This is a genomic window from Oceanobacillus sp. Castelsardo (assembly GCF_001659985.1).
GTDB lineage: Bacteria > Bacillota > Bacilli > Bacillales > Amphibacillaceae > Oceanobacillus.
Map to the genome: position 1 here is coordinate 446,755 of NZ_LYCS01000001.1, position 15,222 is coordinate 461,976.

Below are 15,222 nucleotides of genomic sequence, written 5' to 3' on the forward strand. Positions count from 1 at the left end.
GAGAGCCCAAAAGGACTCTCTTTGGTTATGCTCCGGCTCCAGCATCTGCGTTCGGGTCTACGCCACCTCGAAAAAAGAAGTTACCTGGTTTAGAAGCGTCAAATCCGACTCTAGGCATCATGGTAAGGGTGATAGTTACATTTCCTTGTTCTGCGTTGTATTCGCGTTCAAATCCCTCTGTAGATGCCGCATTGTAGATTGTCCAGTCCATATCTTTAACACTCTCAGGCAATACCCTTGGATGGATGTTGACTTTACGCCCTTTTAATTTCGTTCCTATCTTGGCATCCATCGCACCTACTACTTCACTTGAAGTGGTATCAGTTATTGGTTCCGTTGAAGCGAGTGCCAACTCTAAAATTTCCGCATCTTCTTGTCCTGCGACAATTGTTACTGTGCCTTCCCAACCAGACAAACGCCGTTCAACAACGGTTTCTCCAAAATCTACAAACGTAAATTCTGTATACGTTGGCGTTAGGTTCAATGAGCCACCTTCTGCTTGCAGATAATCTTTGCCATCAAATTTGATTTGGTTTTCACCCTCACCGATTGTTATATCGGCTACACCAAAGATATATTCTTTATTTTCAGCCACTGATTTCTTCCTCCTTTAGTTCTTTCAAAGTCACGTCAAAGTTGACGCTGTATTCCATAATTCCGTTGTTGTCTCCAATGCGTAACGGTTCACTTGCAGCCACAACAAAAAAGACAAGATAATGTTTGGTTAACACTACTTGTCCATCTTTCTCGTAATCTACTGCAACTCTAAAATTACTTTTCTTATGCAATTGTTTATACGTTAATTCTGCTACTAGTTTGGCATAATCCCAATCGCTGGAACGAATCCATACTTGATAGCCAGGATAACGGTATTCTGTGTCATAACGGTCTGGTTGACCACTTGCAGTCGAATAGACCGTACCTGTGTTATCGTCAGCAAAATAATAATCCACCGTCCAGGTTAAACCAGGAATGACAGCTTCAAGTTCATGCATTAACGCTTCCTGTATCATGATTTACTCCTTAAAATGCGGTCAATCGCCTTTGCATTTGTTTTGTCGTAATCTGGCTCGGTTGCTTTAATGGCGTTTTCAAGATACTTACGACCAGGTTGATACCCACGCCATGTTGGTTTACCTCTTGTTCCTCGCCCTCGTCCATCTACGTAATAACCGGGATAATGCCTGCCACTTTCATATTTGTCGCGAATTCCCGGACGATAAGGTTCTTCATGCCTTCTTAAGGCATATTCAAGATTAGATCCACCTTCAACAACTACAGCTGGCCCGGCTCTCTTTGCTTTATCAAAATTAATCGAATCCTCCAAGTCACCATGATCATGGTGCACAAGCGCCTTGGTTCCCTCTTCAACCAACATTCCATATTTCGTGTATTCATCTATCAGAACCTTATGGACATTGCTATCCATCATTTTTAAGTCCTTAATGTATTTGTCAACGCCATTAAATTCAACGTTAAACGCACCTTTCTTAGCCATCGACATACACCGTCCTATAATAGACTTTGCTACCAGATAGATTTGTAGCTTCATCTTTGGAAACGATGGTGCCAGTACCGCTTTTCCCATCTATTGTCACGTAATCTAATTCAATCCCGCTATCAGGGTTAAAATCACGCGGTAAATCAATTTCAAGATTAACACGGCGTTCTTGTCCATTTGCATCACGGATTAATTGTGACTTAAATTGCACTCTTGCTTTCGAATGCTTTTTCTCTGTTTTTGGTCTACCATACTTATCTGTTATTGGTTGCCCGTTTCCATCAAAAACAGGCACGTTTGCGGTGACTTTTTGGCGCATGGGAGGAATCATATTAAACGCCCCACTTTCGCCTTGGGAGCAGGCTCTAGTAATTGAATAACCGATGGTGCTATTTCTGTTCCATCAAAGGAGACAGATACACCTTTCACGCTATAGCTCGTTACACCATGGCGTTTTAATTTGGAGAACTCCTCTTCTTCTCCTTCAAGCATATAAAGGACTTGCAAGGCTACTGCACGGCGGGAAATAGAATCCTCTTCAAAATAATCTTTTAACAATTCATGGGCGCTAAATATAACATTTTCTTGTTGTTCTGGTTCCAATTCTTTAAACAAACCATTCCCATACATACGATCAAGATAATCCTTAATAGCTTCATTCGTAATCATAATGATCACTTCGTTTCTTTTTTAGCTTTTGAATCCTTTTTAGGCTCTTTCTTAGGTTCATCAACAAGTGTTACTTTATCACCTAAACGGTCACCTTGTTCTTTGGTCAATTCGACTTTTCCACCAGTAGGAATGATTTTTCCTTGGTGCAATAAATAACCATTAGCTATATATTTCGGCATGTTATTTCCTCCTTTAAAAACTAAAAGAGCGTCTAATTAGACGCTCATAATTACGATAGATTGCGGACGTTTTAACGCTGGGAATACCGCTTCCCCAACTACTACAGATTCCTCTGGTGGGTTCGTTTTCACTGTAGGCACTGCAAATTTACCTGGAGTGTAGTTGTTTTCTACGGTTGGTCCCAACATCGTTTTTCCTAAATCGCTTCCGATAAGAACCGCTTTGTTATCTTCAAGTAATTGTACTTCTTTATCATCAATTACAATTACATCGTCATTAATTTGGTAAGGCGGTAATCCTAATGCACTAAATACATTTTGGATATCTGCTTTTGTTAACAACCGTTGTCCACTATCTTTCCCGTACACTTGAGTACGGATTTGTTCGTTTTGTAATAAGTTTGCTTCTGTGGCGCTTGTAATATGCATTACCACAGGTTTACGACGTTGGTTCTGTTTCTTAAATTGCTCAACCCCTGCTTGTAAATCAGATAATGGAGTAGAACCAGCTTCGCTCCATGGTGTGGTTGCACTTACTTTGTTTTCACTTGGAATATCAAAGTCAATATTGATATGAATGTCGTTTTCATCATCATCATATTTTAATTTTCCAGTATAAACCGCCTGTGCTCTCATGTATTCTTCAATATCATCTACACCTTGGGAAAGTTCATCAGTAGATTGATAGATTTGTTCAACTACTGCATTTGCTTCATCTGGTGTACGTGGGCGGTTGTATTGGATTAGTTGCGTTTCATCCAAACGAAAACCGTGTTGTACTTTCGCAACTTGACCGAACGCTTTTTCAATTTCTTTCGTATCACGTAATGGAGCAGATGCATTCCATCCGGTAATACTAGCTGCAGAAGCATATTTTCCATTGATTACGTTGTATGCAAAGTTAATGTCAAATACGTTTTCTGTTGGCAAGAATTGACGTAATAGGTACTCTCTAGCCTGTGGCACGTTTTGTACGTAACCAGTTAATTGTGGTTGTTGAAATTCTGGTAATCTTAATGGCATATTTTATATCCTCCTTTTAAATGTCAAAAACGATGCGGCCCTTTGTAGCTTCTTTAAATGCATCATTGACTCCTGTACATTTTGATTCGATTGGATGACCTGCAGATAGAACACCAACAATAGGGTTTTGTCCTGCAATCACCTTTACATCGTGAGAAGTTAATCCAGCGCCTTTTGCGGTTGCAGCAGTACCGGTTTCTGGAGTTACATCCCACGGTCGATAAAGTCCATTATCCCCTAAATAGACTGCGGTTCCGGCGTTTACGTATCCTTCACTGAATGCGGATGCATCTAATGTTGCCCCACCTGTTTTATATTCCGTTCCTACTGCATTACGTAAGAACTCTTTTTGACCTACAATTTTTTGTTTGTATGGTTGTAAGTTCATAATTATTTTTCCTCCTTCTTATGTCGTTCAAGTGCTTTTTGTCTCCCTGCTTCATATGGGTCGACTTTCTTTTTCTTATTACTCTTTTGACGAGCGCCAGGAACGAAAGTAGATTTCTTCTTTCTGTCTGGTTCATCTTCTGTATCTTCATCATCAGAAGCACCAAGATACTCTGGGAATTCTTCTTCCAATTCTTCAAATAATTCTTCTAGGTTTTCGGCTTCCCCGTCTTCATCCAATTCAATGTCATCCACGTTGATCAGACGTGCTAATAGTTTTGGATTAACTTGGTTATCTACAGCAAACTCCTTAACCATAGCCCGTTTTTCCCTGCGTTCAGCACGTTCAATACGCTTTTCTTTTTCGGTCAGCTGGGTTTTAAGAGTTTCTAGTTCGTCCTCGTCATCATTGTCCTGCTTATCATTCTTTTTACCTGCCTGTTCTTTGAGCCGGCGATACTCATCGGGATCAATATCCTTGTATTTTTTCATGCGTTTACTCAATTGCCCTTTCAATTTAGCGTTATATTGCTTCTTAAATTTTGGGTCTTTGAGCAATTCATCCAAGTCCGGGATATCGTCCTCGGGATCTTCTTCTGGGTCATCTTCTAAATCGTCCTCTGGATCATCCTCAGGGTCTTCATCAGCAAAAAATTGCAGGTTCAATTTCAAAGGCTTGATTTCCTTTGTTTCCTCTTTCGTTATCGTAGAAAGGTCACGCTCAAATAATGAGATAAACCATGTAATTAATCGTTTCAACATCTCAATTTCCTTCCTCTGCTTAGGTGCAGGAGCCATTACTCATGTTATTCTTTAACGCCTATAAGCATGGAAAAAGGCATAATAAAAGCACCTAACTTTTGACTGCTAGGTGCACTTATTCCAATTCTAAATAAACTAACGAGTCAGCTGGAGAACTGAATAATACCTTGTTTTCTTTATCGTATAATGTATATACACCTTCATCGATAACGATATATTCTACTTCACTTACTCTTCTGTTTGTCACATAATCGCCATTAGCTACCACTACTAAATATTTCATGCAATCACCACCTTTTAGCAGAATAAAAAACATCCTTAACAGATGCCTACTTACTACTTCCAGCTTCCTTAATAGTCTTATTGAACTTTTTTAAATACTCTTTTCTAACATCTTCGGGTATACGCTTATCCTCTGTAACTTGATGAATAAGAGTTGTCATGCCTGTTATAGCGTCAAGCACATTTTTCATTTAATTAACCTCCATTATTTAATAGCTTTCAAAGCATCCTGGTAATCCTGCAATAACTTCTTGTAGTTATCCGAATTTGAACGCTTCATCCTTTTAAATGCCCCTATCCCTTTAGGCATACGTTCCTCGCCTAAAATAGACAACATTTCAGCATAGCGCTTCTTATCATAATTATTGATGCGGTGCAATCGTTGTTGTTCTTCATAAGCTTCTTTTTGGCTTTTAGATCGTGTGTCTTTATCGGGATTAAATGCCTTAGATTCTCGTTGTGCCTTTTTGATTTCCGATTCTGTCTTATATTCTTCCACCCAGACAGACATAGAGCAGTTGCAATTGGGATGTCTTATGATATCTCTTGGATTCATATAGGTGTAATCTTTCCTATCTGGATTCAAAGTAAAAACGATACCTCTTAAAGGCGCGCACTGATGACATGTAGGAGTTCCCCCGGTTACTGTAAATAAATCCATGCCATTTTCTCGGTATCTTTCTCCTGCCCCTTTGGTGTGAGCCATTTTTATATTGGTTCGCACCACAGTTTCGGAATAAAAATCCAACGGAAGACGTTTGCCATCAATCGTTATAAAACTAGTCATTCCTTCTTTTGCGAATGATTCTGAAACCCTTTGAGTAATAACTCGCCTTGCCTTACCTTGAATAACGCCTTTTTGTAAATCCTCTTTTACGTCTTGCAAAGTAGTCATCAAAGTAAAATAAGTGTTTTGCTGTGCCGTCCGTATTGCCGCCTTTAAATCAAGCATGGTATTGTCTGTGATTTCTGCAATGGCGTTCATATGGACCTGGGTAGCAAATGCAGAAGCTACTTGCCCGCTTGTGGATATACTGGCACCTAGTCCGCCAATCGGATTAATTCCTGCTGCACTCAATGCCTTTGTGGCTTCATCTACACCTTTAAAATAAGAACGTAGGGTATCTTCTGGGATGACTTCCTCTACCTTCAACCCTAAACGCTCGAACATATCATCAATCGTTAAAATAGTGAGTTGCGCTTCTTTATCACTGGATAAATTGGCGTTAAGGATGATATCCAGGATTTCTAGTTTCATAGCTTTCGTGACTTCGATTAGTTCATCACTTTTCATTATTCATCACTCTACTTTTTCGTAAGTAGCTTCAAAAATATCTGGTTTGCATGGATAGAATTCATTTTGGACACCTTTAATGATGTAATCACCTATAGAAACTTCCATCATGCCTTCTAATGTTTGAATATAGTATTTATCATTAGAAATAATTACTGGATCAACCCCCAACGCATTCTTAACTTGTTTAGGTGTTGTTCCTTCTAATAATTGAACAGCTTCAATAACAACTGGTTTCTTGCGGTATTTTGCCATTATTCCTCATTCCCTTCATTTTGTATCGGATTTCCATTTGCGTCACGGTTACCCATAAAGTTAGTTAACGTTTGTCTACCCCTCAGCAGACTGAATGAGTCATCATTTGTTCGCTCCGCTTCAACTCTCGCCAATTCTTCCTGTATGAATTCTTCACTCGCATTAGGATTGTTGCGTCTTATTGTCACTTCTAATGATTGCGTACCTTGTACATAAGCCATGTTATTTTCTTCAATCAATTCTTTGCGACTAATCGGAATCATAGATTTAAGCATCACTTCTGGTTCTTCAATTACTACCGCATCATCATTGAAATTGGCAAGCCATAGCGCACTCTCAATCAACTGCTGCAAGAAGTAAATATATTCAGATTGGATTTGCTCCGCCTTAATCAATGACGTAAACAAATCATAGAACTTAGCCACACCCGATTGAGCACTTGATGCATTATTATCCATGTAGAAATCGACAACCTTTTCTGATGTCTTGGTTTCCATCAACATAAGCTTCATCAAGTCCTTAACCCACTGAATATCACCAATCTTAGTGATATCAATCTGAATGACTTCCATCGCTTTCCCGTTATCATCGTAGGTAGTGATTTCTAAATCCCTGTGATCTATTTTCGCTTCGTCTCCGTAACGTTCCAGCGCCCTTTCTTGAAGTGCTGCCATTATCTCTTTGGAGATAGCAATTCTTGGCTTCCCATTACGTTCAAAGGTGATAGCGTTTCTAGTAAGTGTCCAGTTAATCTCATCTTGCTTCCCATCTTGCCCTTTTAAACAAGAAGTACCAAGTGGATTCATGAATGTTTTTTCATTCGGCCAATAAATAATAAAAGGTCTACCGCGTCCTGGGTACACCTTTTCTAACTCTTTCATGCCAAGAAGTTCCTTTGCTTCATCTTCTGACACTTCTTCTGTTTTTCGTTGTTCATTTAGCAGATAAAGCATATGTTTCGTATGCAAGTCACCATCAATCACCTGTTCACGATAGATATGCAAGTATTCTTGTTCGTCTATTTCAATTTCATAAGCCAAATCAATGCCCATTCCATCATCATGAGGATAGTATACGTCTCTTGCTTTAAATTCCACTCGTAGTCCTTTTTCATCCAACCACGGCACACCTACAAGACCGCCATCCAATTGCTGTTGTAAGATATTCCCCCAATGTTCAAACGCTAGATTACTATTCTTTTGAATCTGATTAATAATTTCCTGCTGAACATGGATTATTTCACTTACATCATCCCGTGGCTCGTCCACTATTTCATCTGTATAAGAATTAATATTCTCCGCTTGAAAATCATCCGGAGATAAGGAAGACTGTATATTCCCTATAGAACGACTTACAAGCATTGCAGGTATCTCGGGTATTAACTTACATATGTTTGCCACCAAGTACGGCGTTTTAACGTTCTGTGCCCTTTGCGTACCGTACATGATGTTGTCTACAATTTCGCCTTTTTCGATTAACTCTTTAGCCCTGGGGAATATCTCTGAATGCTCCCCCTCGTACAGCTTACGGTAATAAAATATGTTACCGTGTGTTTTCTCAATTACAGAAGCATCAAATTTTGTCCAGTTTGGCATATGTTCACCTTCTTTCTTTTACCAAGCGCTCGCACTACTAATGCCAGCTTTAGGAGCAAATAAAATTGTATTGACAAAGTACCTATCTGAGTCCATTAAATGGTCGAATTGTTTAACCGGCTTATCTTCTCCACGATCTGCTGCTTTTTTGTCCCAAATATAAGATGAAAATTCTCTAAATGTTTCCTTACAACAATCATTGAAGTAAATCATTTCCTCAATTAACGCCGTTTGAACGTTTCTAATACCGTCCAGAACATCGTTTTTAGCTTTAATAACATAGAAACCATCTTTCTTTAACTGTGCTATAAAGCTTGAAGCAGATGGGTCTACGATAATACCTCTAACGCGAATCCCTTTAACGAATGCTTTTAAATCCTTGCTATATTCAATGTCAGTCTTTTGTCTAGAAGAATTACGTCCATCATAAAAGTACTCTTTAACCTTGTACCATTTGTTATTATATTTACCCCACAATCCAAATGTAGTAGGGTTTTGCGTTCCGTAGTCAATCGATACGTAGTACTCTGTATATCTTCTTTCTTCCGTTTTAACAACATGCTTGTCTTTATTGAACATGTCATATATAACGCCTTCCGCAAGCACCCATAAGCCCAGGATAAACCGTTGATAGAAAATACCAGAAAACATTCGTTTATAACGATTTTTAACCCTTTCAGATAAAGAAGGGTTATCATCCATTGTAAAATGTAATCTGATTAGGTTTTTTTCTTCTAACTTATCAATGTATTTTTCTTTAAACCAATGAAAGGGACTAGCGGGGTTACAGTTATACCAATACTTTGAGCCATCTACAGAACAACGTGCTTCCGCCTGACTAACAAATGATTCTGGCATTAGTGCTGCTTCATCAAAGAACATTCCAGCTAGAGTAATCCCTTGTATCAAATCTTGCGAACTCTCATCCTTACCACCAAAAACATAAAAGTAATTGGTTACACCGTTTTTGGTAATGGTCAAATAGTTATCTGCTCGATGGTCTTTTACTCGATAACCTCTAGACTTTAGCATTCGTTTTAAAGGTGTAATAACGTTACGTCTGAAAGAACCTATCGTTTTTCCGGCCATACCAAAGTTTTCTTCGTTAAATGTTTCCATCGCCCACATAACGTAAGACAGAGACATAACAACTGTTTTTCCGGCACGAACGGATCCATCACATATAATTCCATCTTTATCATTTACAGGTGATTTTTTATTCCACCAGGTCAACACTTTCAATTGCTTCTTTGAAAATCGTTTGAACTTGAATAATGCAGGTTTAAGCTTCTTCGGTTTCGGCGCTTCCATCGTCGCTGTCGTCATCGTCCCACACCTCCACCGCCGCATCTCCTAATGCTTCAATAAAGCCATCATCTTCATATTCATCCATTTCCTCGCCCTTAACTTTAGCAATCTCCGCTTTAAGTTTCTCTTCTTGGAGACGTCTCTTATCATTATCGGATAGCAAGTCAAAGTATTTCGATAGCATCTCAAGAGCCTTCATTTTGTCGGCTAGTTTAACAGATATACCATCTCTGCCTTGTTTAACCTCTGTAATGATTGTTCCATCAACCTCATCGGATTCATTTAAATCAACATAGGAGTGAGTATCCATTATTTGTTCGCCATTTTCATCTGTAAGAATTTCACCAGTATATTGATCTCTCATTGGTGATTCTCTGTTTCCGAATACTACATAATCAGTTATGTCGGCAAAGGCTATATCAATGTATTTTTGTAATACATCACGAACATCTAATTTTAATTCATTTGCTTGTTCTGCTTTAAGCCTGTCTATTTCAGTGCTTATCTTAGGCTTTCTTAGATGTCTATGACCTTCCACCATCGCTGTTGTATAAGCACACTCATAAGCCTTTTGATATGCTTTGGTAGCATTGAAATACTTAATATAATAAATACAAAAAAGCCTTTGTTTATCAGTGAGTTCATCACTTTCCACAATAGGCTCAACTTCTTTCTTTGACTTAGTTGCAACTTTCTTTTTAGGGGTTGCATCCTTTTTCGTTTTGGTTGCATCCTTTTTTGGAGAACCTCTCGACCAACCTTCACGACTTTTTCTGCTCTTTAATGTACCTAATTTAACATCATGCTTTTCAGCTAACTTTGCTAATGTAAACTTTGTCGTTTCCCACTCTTTCCTAATCTCATCCCAGTTTGGCATTTACATCAACCCCACACCTCCGGTAATAAAAACGCACCCTTGTTAGGATGCGTTTTTAGAATCTCGACGTTCTTCAAAGTATTTAAACAGCAAATCTATACCCTCTATAAAAGCTATTAATATTACTACAACATCTAAACCTAAATCGTTTGTCAGCAGCATTGTGCCATAAGCTAAATACCAAATAGACTTTACCAGATTGTTATATCTAGAATACTTAACTCCCCACTTGTATATTAGTAACCTGAAAAACAAATAAGCAAAAAACGAATATGGCATTAGAGCATTTCCTAGTTCACTAACTTCATATCCAATAACCTGTAGTTTCTCTCCTAGAATGACTATTTTATCATTTAACCCTTTAATATTATCCCCTCCTAATTCCATAATAATTAAAAAAGGGTTTTTTCTCATTATATAAAGACCGTAAGGTCTTAAAAGAACACGTTCCACTTTATTATAGTGCTCTATCTAAGACCCCTTCTAACAATAGATAATTCGTACGTCAATCGTACGTCAAGAAGCGACTTTTTCCACCTTTTCCCTCGCTCTTTCAATGTATTGCTGGACAGTGCGCTTTTTAATTCCTAAACGATCAGCAATCTTTTTCATACTTAAGTTTTCAGCTTCATACATGATATAGCACTGTCGCTCCCTATCCGAAAAACTTTTAAATATATTTATTAATTTAGCTTTTTGGCTAGCGTTTAAATAAAATGGTTCCCGCTCTTTCCGTAACTCCTCATTTATATCTGGAATAATATCCATATCCTCATATTGTTTTAACCGATAAGCATTACGTTTATCAATTCCCCTATATAAACCCGGTTGCCGTCCTGTTTCCATCCATTCGATAGTGAACGACATGCTATCTATCATGCTATTAATTTGCTTTTTATCCATAAACAATTCGGGTTCGAGATCGTTTTTCATTCTTCCTAAATCCCTGCGCTCTTCCTTGTATTCTCCTAATAATTCGTCCGCCCAACTTTCTAATTGTTGACTGTTCATCAAAAATCCACTCCCTCAAGTGTTTTGCTAATCAAAAAAGGACACCAAACAACGCTTATTGCGTCATTCAGTGTCCTCCAGATGGCTGGTAGAACTATTGTTTCTTAATAAAATCCATTATTTTATTGTTTAGCATTTCAAGCTTTTCTATCGAGGCATGCAAATCGCGTTTTGTCTCTTCTTTTTCCCTATCATTTCTAAATATATCGTGTTTGTATACATCAATATAAAATCCAAGACCTGATAATTCATATATTAATTCTTCAAAATCATCTGCTACTTCACTGGGAATATAATTAGTAGGTATTTCCGATAAATACTCTTTAGTTTTACTAAAGAGCTTTTCATTAGTTACATATAGATGTCCCAAAACCCCATCTTTATCCCAAATTTCTTCAAGGTCCTTAAGTGCGCTTAGGGTTATTCCAATCCATCTACTAGCCTGTTTATATTCCACTTTGAAAGTCGTTATCTTTTCTTTCTTTGATTCAAATAATTCTTTCTTAAACAGAAAATATGCTCCTAATATCCCTAATACAGCACCTAAAAATGCACCGATAAGAGTACCTACCCCTGTTACCCACGCATCAGGAGTGACGCAATTCCAAAAACCCTCACATTGCTTTATACTAACTGGTATTGCTTTCAAAACTCTTCTCCCTCTTCCCTCCGCATTCGTTTCACCTTCCCTTGATGTGTAACAATTTTATATTCGCCAAATGGTGGAAGCTCCCTCAATTTAGCTTTACCATCGCAAATCACTATCACACAACTGGAAGGAATATTCATTATATCAAATTCTAGCTTATTGGAATCTAAATCTAGTTGAATTTCTTCTTTGTTTTGCTGCATTGCTAGATCACTCCTATGATATGTTTTTGCTTATAAACTCCCTCAATTTCTCGTTATCCTCTTGCAACCTAAGTATCTCGCTTGAAGCTTTAGCCATGATTACTTTAGAATCGTCCAACGCACGTTTATCCAACTCGTCCATTGCATATACGCTATTCAGAAGACTTCTGCCACGTTTTAGTTCTTCTATCAGTTAACTTCCCATCCCTTCCCAGTTTTCTTAGCAATCACTAGTTCGTGTCCTGTTTTAATTTCAAACAGCTTTTTTCTTAGGGTAAAGTCTTTAGATGTCGGCCCACCTTTAACATCAATTACCTTTATTTCACCATCGATGTATGTAACTTTGAAGTCTGCTGTAAACTTTGCGCCCGATTTTGTACGAGTGCCATATCCTTTACACAAGGTGCATTTGTTAAGATTGAGTGTTTTGGTATTCAATACCTTTCCACGACCGTCACACCTACCGCATTTTACTTTATACGGCTTGATAATTTGATATTCGGGTTGCAATTCGATGTCTTGTACACTTTTGTCATTTTTAAGAATGAGATAATACTCATATTCAGCTTGTGAATCGAAAGTTACGCCTTGAAACTCTATCTTTCTAGCATTGTATTTGTTTTTAGGTTTTCTCCTTACCCTCATAAAATCACCATTCCAAAGAACAACCCTATAGATCCCATTGCAAAAATACCTGTTAAGAGATAGATAACTTCAAGTGTGTCTAATAGTTTTTCCATGTTGGTTCACTCCTTTAAGTCACTTTCTTTCACAAATACGCCGTTGACCATTTTACCCTTGCGTCCAGATATTTCTTGATAAGCTGTATTTAGACACCTTTCAATGCTTAAATTGTTTTGTTGCCCCAATATAATCAACGTAACAATAACATCGCCTATTCCGTCCTCTAGAGCATCTCTATCACTTCTTGCTAATGCTGCAGCAACTTCCCCTGTTTCCTCTGACACCTTTAAAAACTGCTTGCTACTGTCAGCTTTGTCTAATCCTTTTTCAATACTCCATTGCTCCACTTTTTCAACTAATTTATTTAAATCCATTGTCTTTCCTCCTCGCTTGTCGTCATCACGAAATTACTAAATCATCATCTTCAATAAGTTCATCCTCATCAACTTGCGAAACTGGTCTAAAATCACTTCCTACACGAACCCATACTTTTTGATTCGGACTATACATTTTTAATTCCTCAATCAATTCTTCAACTGTCATAATTTTCACTCCTTCACAATCTCTTCGAAATGTTGATTAGATATATTTATATAAATCCTCGTAAAAGTCACTCACGTCCATTCCGAAAAAGTCTTGACCATTCCAAAACCATAGAGTTTTATCTGCAATGTCGTAATAAAGTGAATAGAATTCAAATGCTTCGATAAGTTCTAGGTTTTCCTTTTTTAAATCAAATAGTTCTTGTCCTGTCAATTGCACCCCTCCTTTAGTCGAAATGTTGGTTACTTTTCTTTAGATATTTCTTTTACCAACATTTTAAAAGCGGTTTTATATTGAAGTGCTTCTGATTCGGCTTGGTGTAACTCCAACGTAACTACCTTTATTTCTTCATTCAACTTGTGGTTCTCTTCTTCCAACATTTTATTCATCTCTTCTGTTGTCATTGGTTTATTGTTGGAACTGACTTCTTTTCCTAGCTTCATCATTTCATCTACACTGGGCGGTCTCATTATTTTCACCTCACTATTCAACAATTGGTTTCATTTCCAAACTAATACGTCCCGTCCACAACCATTAAACCAGGATGCACCCTATCCCAATCCCAGATTGTTGGATTAGGACTGTTATCAACTTCCACCAGCAAAAAATCATCACCAGATAGTTTTGTAATCGTACCTTTGTTCCCTTTGCGGTCAACCAGTTCCATTCCAACTTGCAAAAATCCTAGTTCTTTCACTGATTTCATTGTTTCGCCCCATCTCCATACTTTTCTTGATACTTCTCATCCCATTTAGTTAATCTATCCATGATCTCATGCAAGTTCTTTATTTGTGTCTTGTTTAGTGCTTCCACCGCAATATCCATATTGATGATTGTTTTTACCTTTGTTCTGCTTAAAGCTTTATGTTTATTTCCGCCGGCCATGAAGTCACCTCACTTAACCCACACGACATAACTAACTTTATTTGGTTTACTAGGTAATACTTTTATGACTTGTAACTTATCTCCATCTGCATTACGTTCAACTGTTTCAGTTACGTATCTTTTCATTTGGATTCCTCCAATGCTTGACGTGCTTTTTTCCCACCATCCATATCCACTTCCGATTGGTCATGAATTGGCTTGTCGTCCTCTGTGTATAAAAGTGGGTAAACATAGTTATCTTCATCCGCATAAAACTCCAAAGCTTGTTTGAAGCGTTGGTTTTGTTGTTCTAAAATAAAATTAGATAGGCTCGAATCATTCGAAATCTTCATTGCTTCATTTGCCATTTTTAGATGGTGTTCCAATTCCCCCACACGCTTCTCCAACCGTTCATTTCTGGCTTGCGTGACGTCAATTTGCTTTAATGCTTCATCAGTTACTTTTTTAGATGACTCCACACGTTGGATAAGCCAATAAGGATACGTATCTTTAGGAAGTCTGCCACCATAACCATAAGCGCGCTTTATCTCTTCCAACCTACTCATCTTCATTCACATCCAATCTTTTCTCCACCGGGCAAACAAGTTTGATCATTCTGATATCCCAACTGTCACCCATCTCGTCTTCCACTGAGTTGTCCCATACAGATTCAACTTCTCCCAGCACTAAAAAATTGTTAATCACCTTAAAAATATCACCTTTTCTGTACTCGTTGACTTCCCTATCATGTGACTTCCAAAATCTACGCTCTTTTTCTTCTTTGATTTCTTGTGGTGTGGCGTGGCGTAGTTTTTCTTTGTGGATGTAACTATTATTTATAAAATACGCTTTTGATTCATCAAGTTTCATGGTGACTCCGGTTTCTGTATTAGTTATATAATCATTTTCCTTAAACTCCGGTTTTACTTCATAACCGGTGTATAAAGCTTTAATAAATGTATCTAAATCTAGATTGTTAAGTTTTTTCAATTCCCCAACAAAACTCCAACCTTTATAAAATATGTGGGTCTTAATTAAATCGGTTTTGCTATGATGTTTTTTTCCGTATTCAATCGCTTCTGCTTGCTCTTTAGTAACCCTTACCCTTTCCATTTCAATCCCTCCAAATTAAT

The 15,222-nt window shown here is 37.9% G+C and carries 29 protein-coding genes; all 29 read right to left on the minus strand.

What is annotated here, in order from left to right; all coding sequences use genetic code 11:
• Positions 1-25 precede the first annotated feature (25 nt).
• Positions 26-595 carry a hypothetical protein gene (locus A9178_RS02205; RefSeq protein WP_068672278.1) on the minus strand — a complete coding sequence of 190 codons (570 nt, stop codon included), beginning with the start codon at positions 593-595 and terminating at the stop codon, positions 26-28.
• Positions 588-1,013 (minus strand): minor capsid protein, encoded by a 426-nt coding sequence (locus A9178_RS02210; RefSeq protein ID WP_068672279.1) that lies wholly within the window; start codon positions 1,011-1,013, stop codon positions 588-590. Before A9178_RS02210 ends, A9178_RS02205 begins: the two co-directional genes overlap by 8 nt.
• The gene (locus tag A9178_RS02215; protein WP_068672280.1) at positions 1,010-1,498 is read right to left on the minus strand and encodes a hypothetical protein; all 489 of its coding nucleotides are present in this window, start codon (positions 1,496-1,498) and stop codon (positions 1,010-1,012) included. The genes A9178_RS02210 and A9178_RS02215 overlap by 4 nt, the downstream gene beginning before the upstream one ends.
• Positions 1,491-1,832, minus strand: a complete 342-nt coding sequence (locus A9178_RS02220) for a hypothetical protein (protein WP_068672281.1) — start codon at positions 1,830-1,832, stop codon at positions 1,491-1,493. The genes A9178_RS02215 and A9178_RS02220 overlap by 8 nt, the downstream gene beginning before the upstream one ends.
• Positions 1,829-2,170 carry a hypothetical protein gene (locus A9178_RS02225; RefSeq protein ID WP_068672282.1) on the minus strand — a complete coding sequence of 114 codons (342 nt, stop codon included), beginning with the start codon at positions 2,168-2,170 and terminating at the stop codon, positions 1,829-1,831. Before A9178_RS02225 ends, A9178_RS02220 begins: the two co-directional genes overlap by 4 nt.
• Before the next feature lie 5 nt (positions 2,171-2,175).
• Entirely contained in the window at positions 2,176-2,352 is a 177-nt protein-coding gene (locus A9178_RS18830) for a hypothetical protein (protein ID WP_156520677.1), read from the minus strand.
• 36 nt (positions 2,353-2,388) lie between these two features.
• On the minus strand, positions 2,389-3,375 hold the full coding sequence (locus A9178_RS02230) for a major capsid protein (protein ID WP_068672283.1): 987 nt from the start codon (positions 3,373-3,375) through the stop codon (positions 2,389-2,391).
• Positions 3,376-3,391: 16 nt separating this feature from the next.
• The gene (locus A9178_RS02235; RefSeq protein ID WP_068672284.1) at positions 3,392-3,763 is read right to left on the minus strand and encodes a hypothetical protein; all 372 of its coding nucleotides are present in this window, start codon (positions 3,761-3,763) and stop codon (positions 3,392-3,394) included.
• Positions 3,764-3,765: 2 nt separating this feature from the next.
• Positions 3,766-4,524, minus strand: coding sequence for a coiled-coil domain-containing protein (locus A9178_RS02240; RefSeq protein ID WP_068672285.1), 759 nt, complete (start codon positions 4,522-4,524; stop codon positions 3,766-3,768).
• A gap of 115 nt (positions 4,525-4,639) precedes the next feature.
• Positions 4,640-4,807: a hypothetical protein gene (locus A9178_RS18835; protein ID WP_156520678.1), complete on the minus strand. Its 168-nt coding sequence runs from the start codon at positions 4,805-4,807 to the stop codon at positions 4,640-4,642.
• 46 nt (positions 4,808-4,853) lie between these two features.
• Positions 4,854-4,997 (minus strand): hypothetical protein, encoded by a 144-nt coding sequence (locus A9178_RS18840; protein ID WP_156520679.1) that lies wholly within the window; start codon positions 4,995-4,997, stop codon positions 4,854-4,856.
• 14 nt (positions 4,998-5,011) lie between these two features.
• Positions 5,012-6,100 carry a phage minor capsid protein gene (locus A9178_RS02245; protein ID WP_068672286.1) on the minus strand — a complete coding sequence of 363 codons (1,089 nt, stop codon included), beginning with the start codon at positions 6,098-6,100 and terminating at the stop codon, positions 5,012-5,014.
• 6 nt (positions 6,101-6,106) lie between these two features.
• Positions 6,107-6,355 carry a hypothetical protein gene (locus A9178_RS02250; protein ID WP_068672287.1) on the minus strand — a complete coding sequence of 83 codons (249 nt, stop codon included), beginning with the start codon at positions 6,353-6,355 and terminating at the stop codon, positions 6,107-6,109.
• Positions 6,355-7,950, minus strand: a complete 1,596-nt coding sequence (locus tag A9178_RS02255; RefSeq protein WP_068672288.1) for a hypothetical protein — start codon at positions 7,948-7,950, stop codon at positions 6,355-6,357. The genes A9178_RS02250 and A9178_RS02255 overlap by 1 nt, the downstream gene beginning before the upstream one ends.
• Before the next feature lie 18 nt (positions 7,951-7,968).
• Positions 7,969-9,276 carry a PBSX family phage terminase large subunit gene (locus A9178_RS02260; protein ID WP_156520680.1) on the minus strand — a complete coding sequence of 436 codons (1,308 nt, stop codon included), beginning with the start codon at positions 9,274-9,276 and terminating at the stop codon, positions 7,969-7,971.
• Complete coding sequence (locus A9178_RS02265; protein WP_068672289.1) at positions 9,233-10,135, minus strand: terminase small subunit; 903 nt, start codon at positions 10,133-10,135, stop codon at positions 9,233-9,235. The genes A9178_RS02260 and A9178_RS02265 overlap by 44 nt, the downstream gene beginning before the upstream one ends.
• Before the next feature lie 42 nt (positions 10,136-10,177).
• Complete coding sequence (locus A9178_RS02270; RefSeq protein ID WP_068672290.1) at positions 10,178-10,588, minus strand: hypothetical protein; 411 nt, start codon at positions 10,586-10,588, stop codon at positions 10,178-10,180.
• A 63-nt stretch (positions 10,589-10,651) separates the two neighbouring features.
• Positions 10,652-11,146, minus strand: coding sequence for a sigma factor-like helix-turn-helix DNA-binding protein (locus A9178_RS02275; protein ID WP_068672291.1), 495 nt, complete (start codon positions 11,144-11,146; stop codon positions 10,652-10,654).
• Between the two features lie 94 nt (positions 11,147-11,240).
• The gene (locus A9178_RS02280; protein WP_068672292.1) at positions 11,241-11,795 is read right to left on the minus strand and encodes a hypothetical protein; all 555 of its coding nucleotides are present in this window, start codon (positions 11,793-11,795) and stop codon (positions 11,241-11,243) included.
• Positions 11,792-11,998, minus strand: coding sequence for an XtrA/YqaO family protein (locus A9178_RS02285; protein WP_068672293.1), 207 nt, complete (start codon positions 11,996-11,998; stop codon positions 11,792-11,794). Before A9178_RS02285 ends, A9178_RS02280 begins: the two co-directional genes overlap by 4 nt.
• Before the next feature lie 189 nt (positions 11,999-12,187).
• Positions 12,188-12,643: a DUF1064 domain-containing protein gene (locus A9178_RS02290; RefSeq protein WP_068672294.1), complete on the minus strand. Its 456-nt coding sequence runs from the start codon at positions 12,641-12,643 to the stop codon at positions 12,188-12,190.
• A gap of 101 nt (positions 12,644-12,744) precedes the next feature.
• Positions 12,745-13,056, minus strand: coding sequence for a MazG-like family protein (locus A9178_RS02295; protein ID WP_068672295.1), 312 nt, complete (start codon positions 13,054-13,056; stop codon positions 12,745-12,747).
• A 25-nt stretch (positions 13,057-13,081) separates the two neighbouring features.
• The gene (locus A9178_RS18845; RefSeq protein WP_156520681.1) at positions 13,082-13,225 is read right to left on the minus strand and encodes a hypothetical protein; all 144 of its coding nucleotides are present in this window, start codon (positions 13,223-13,225) and stop codon (positions 13,082-13,084) included.
• 36 nt (positions 13,226-13,261) lie between these two features.
• Entirely contained in the window at positions 13,262-13,438 is a 177-nt protein-coding gene (locus tag A9178_RS18850; protein WP_156520682.1) for a hypothetical protein, read from the minus strand.
• Positions 13,439-13,467: 29 nt separating this feature from the next.
• Positions 13,468-13,695: a hypothetical protein gene (locus A9178_RS02300; RefSeq protein WP_068672296.1), complete on the minus strand. Its 228-nt coding sequence runs from the start codon at positions 13,693-13,695 to the stop codon at positions 13,468-13,470.
• Positions 13,696-13,736: 41 nt separating this feature from the next.
• On the minus strand, positions 13,737-13,931 hold the full coding sequence (locus A9178_RS02305; RefSeq protein ID WP_068672297.1) for a hypothetical protein: 195 nt from the start codon (positions 13,929-13,931) through the stop codon (positions 13,737-13,739).
• Positions 13,928-14,110 carry a hypothetical protein gene (locus A9178_RS02310; RefSeq protein WP_068672298.1) on the minus strand — a complete coding sequence of 61 codons (183 nt, stop codon included), beginning with the start codon at positions 14,108-14,110 and terminating at the stop codon, positions 13,928-13,930. The genes A9178_RS02305 and A9178_RS02310 overlap by 4 nt, the downstream gene beginning before the upstream one ends.
• A 122-nt stretch (positions 14,111-14,232) precedes the next feature.
• A complete protein-coding gene (locus A9178_RS02315) occupies positions 14,233-14,655 on the minus strand; it encodes a hypothetical protein (protein ID WP_068672299.1) in 423 nt (140 codons plus the stop codon).
• On the minus strand, positions 14,648-15,202 hold the full coding sequence (locus tag A9178_RS02320; RefSeq protein WP_068672300.1) for a hypothetical protein: 555 nt from the start codon (positions 15,200-15,202) through the stop codon (positions 14,648-14,650). The genes A9178_RS02315 and A9178_RS02320 overlap by 8 nt, the downstream gene beginning before the upstream one ends.
• Positions 15,203-15,222 lie beyond the last annotated feature (20 nt).